This window comes from Cyclobacterium roseum (assembly GCF_010119225.1).
In the GTDB taxonomy this organism is placed as follows: Bacteria; Bacteroidota; Bacteroidia; order Cytophagales; family Cyclobacteriaceae; genus Cyclobacterium; species Cyclobacterium roseum.
Map to the genome: position 1 here is coordinate 1 of NZ_WNKF01000045.1, position 2,009 is coordinate 2,009.

Annotated in this window: 2 protein-coding genes; both read right to left on the bottom strand. The window is 45.2% G+C overall.

Annotated features, from left to right (window positions below; genetic code table 11):
- Positions 1-275 precede the first annotated feature (275 nt).
- Positions 276-680 carry a type II toxin-antitoxin system VapC family toxin gene (locus tag GJQ68_RS23035; protein WP_162419612.1) on the bottom strand — a complete coding sequence of 135 codons (405 nt, stop codon included), beginning with the start codon at positions 678-680 and terminating at the stop codon, positions 276-278.
- Positions 661-909: a hypothetical protein gene (locus GJQ68_RS23040; RefSeq protein WP_162419613.1), complete on the bottom strand. Its 249-nt coding sequence runs from the start codon at positions 907-909 to the stop codon at positions 661-663. Before GJQ68_RS23040 ends, GJQ68_RS23035 begins: the two co-directional genes overlap by 20 nt.
- Positions 910-2,009: the final 1,100 nt, after the last annotated feature.

Consider the following 2,009-nt stretch of genomic DNA (forward strand, 5'->3'; position numbering starts at 1 on the left):
GGGACGGATGGAACGTACAGAAATTTTTAGTCACTAAGGGCACAAAAGAGCCTCGAAGGACACAAAGGGATAATTTGATGATGTGGTAATAATTTGGTGAAACAATTGGTTCACCCTTAACCACCGCAGTTTAAGACGGAGGGACTTAGAGACTCAGGGATGGTGTGATGATGCGGTGATGAAATGAATACAGTTTCGTCCTGTATACTTGTCCGTAAAAAAGGCCCAGCCGATAACGAGTCAATTAACCATCAAGACTGAATTAGGGACCGGTGTTAATCATTCCAATTTTCAACCGAAAGACCTTCAATTTTTCCGAAATGCCGAATGTTGCTGGTGACCAAATTCAACTTATTTGAGATGGCAATACCGGCAATTAAAATGTCAATATCATCTATGGTTTCCCCTTTGACTCTCTGTTCCGAATATATCACTGCGGATTTCCGAATTGAATCCTTGGTTAAATGTAGTAACGTGGCATTGGAACAAAACTTTTCAAAAATCAGGAGTTGCTTGGTAGCATTTTTGAAAGTCAATCCACTAACAATTTCATAATAAGTGATAATACTGATATTTATGCTTTCAAATTGCTTGAGGTACTCCTGAAATTTTAAATAAACTTTATCATTTCCTTTCAAAAAATAGGAAACAATGTCGGTATCAATCAAAGCTGGTTTCATCCAAAAATTTTACCCTGTTTGTTTTTCTCCTGTTTTCCAAACTAATCGTAAATTCCTTAAACGTTTCATCATCAAGGGCCTGCCAGGACCCGGCAAAGGATAAAAGATCACCTTTTTTGGGTCCTGATTCTAGAGATTCCATAAATTTTTCCATATCCCTAAGCTTTTCATCCGAAAGACCATCAATCCTTGCTTTTAACCTTTTTTTTAATTGCGTTGCACTGATCATAATTTTCCTTTTACAGATATACTCCAATATAGTAGTGAAAGTTCAATATTCCAATCGCTTGTTTTTAAAATAGAAAGGAATTTTCCAGCGCATCGGTTATACCGAGGGGACTATGAGACTTAGGGACGAAGGGACTGAGAGACTAAGAGACTTAGTGACGGGGGGAAGGATGGAACGTACAGGGATTTTTAGTCACTAAGGGCACCAAGAGGCTCGAGGACACAAAGGGATGATTTGATGATGGTGCGATGGTTTTATTGTTTAACTGATTAACTGAATTACTGAAAATCAATTAATCCAAGCCCCGACGGGGCGAAATACCATAAGCCCCGGGTAAGCCGACAAGGGAGGCGCAGCCCGGGGTAGTCGCGGTCTTGCGCTCCATGCATTGGCTATCCAGCCGCTCAATAGTGAAGGCAGCTTGCCGCCAAATGCCGAGCCACGTTTGTGACCACCCCCTGGCCCCCCTCCTACAACAGGAGGGGGAGGAACAAGCATTACTACCGCACCTAAATCCCAAAAACAGCCCCAAATGCAAAAAGGCCAGACACGAAAGCCCAGCACGTATCGAACATAACCAACACGATTGAACCTAAAATGTATGGTAGCCTGTCTAACGGCTATTATATCAGATAGCCGGGAACCAAGCCCCAAGGGGGCGGAATATCATTAACCCCGGGTAAGCCGACAAGGAAGGCGCAGCTCGGGGTAGTTGGAGCCTCGCGTTTCCTGCATTGGCTATCCTGCCGGTAAAAAGTGAAGCCGGCTTTCCGCCAATGCCGAGCCACGTTTGTGACCTCCCCCCGGGCCCCCTCCTAAAACAGGAGGGGGAGGCAAGCTAGGAACAAGCATTACTACCGCACCTAAATCCCAAACCAGCACCAAATGCAAAATGGCCAGACCCTAAAGCCCAGCACGTATCGAACATAACCAACACGATTGGACCTAAAATGTATGGTAGCCTGTCTAACGGCTATTATATCAGATAGCCGGGAACCAAGCCCCAAGGGGGCGGAATATCATTAACCCCGGGTAAGCCGACAAGGGAGGCGCAGCCCGGGGTAGTTGGAGCCTCCCGCTCCCTGCATTGGCTATCCAGC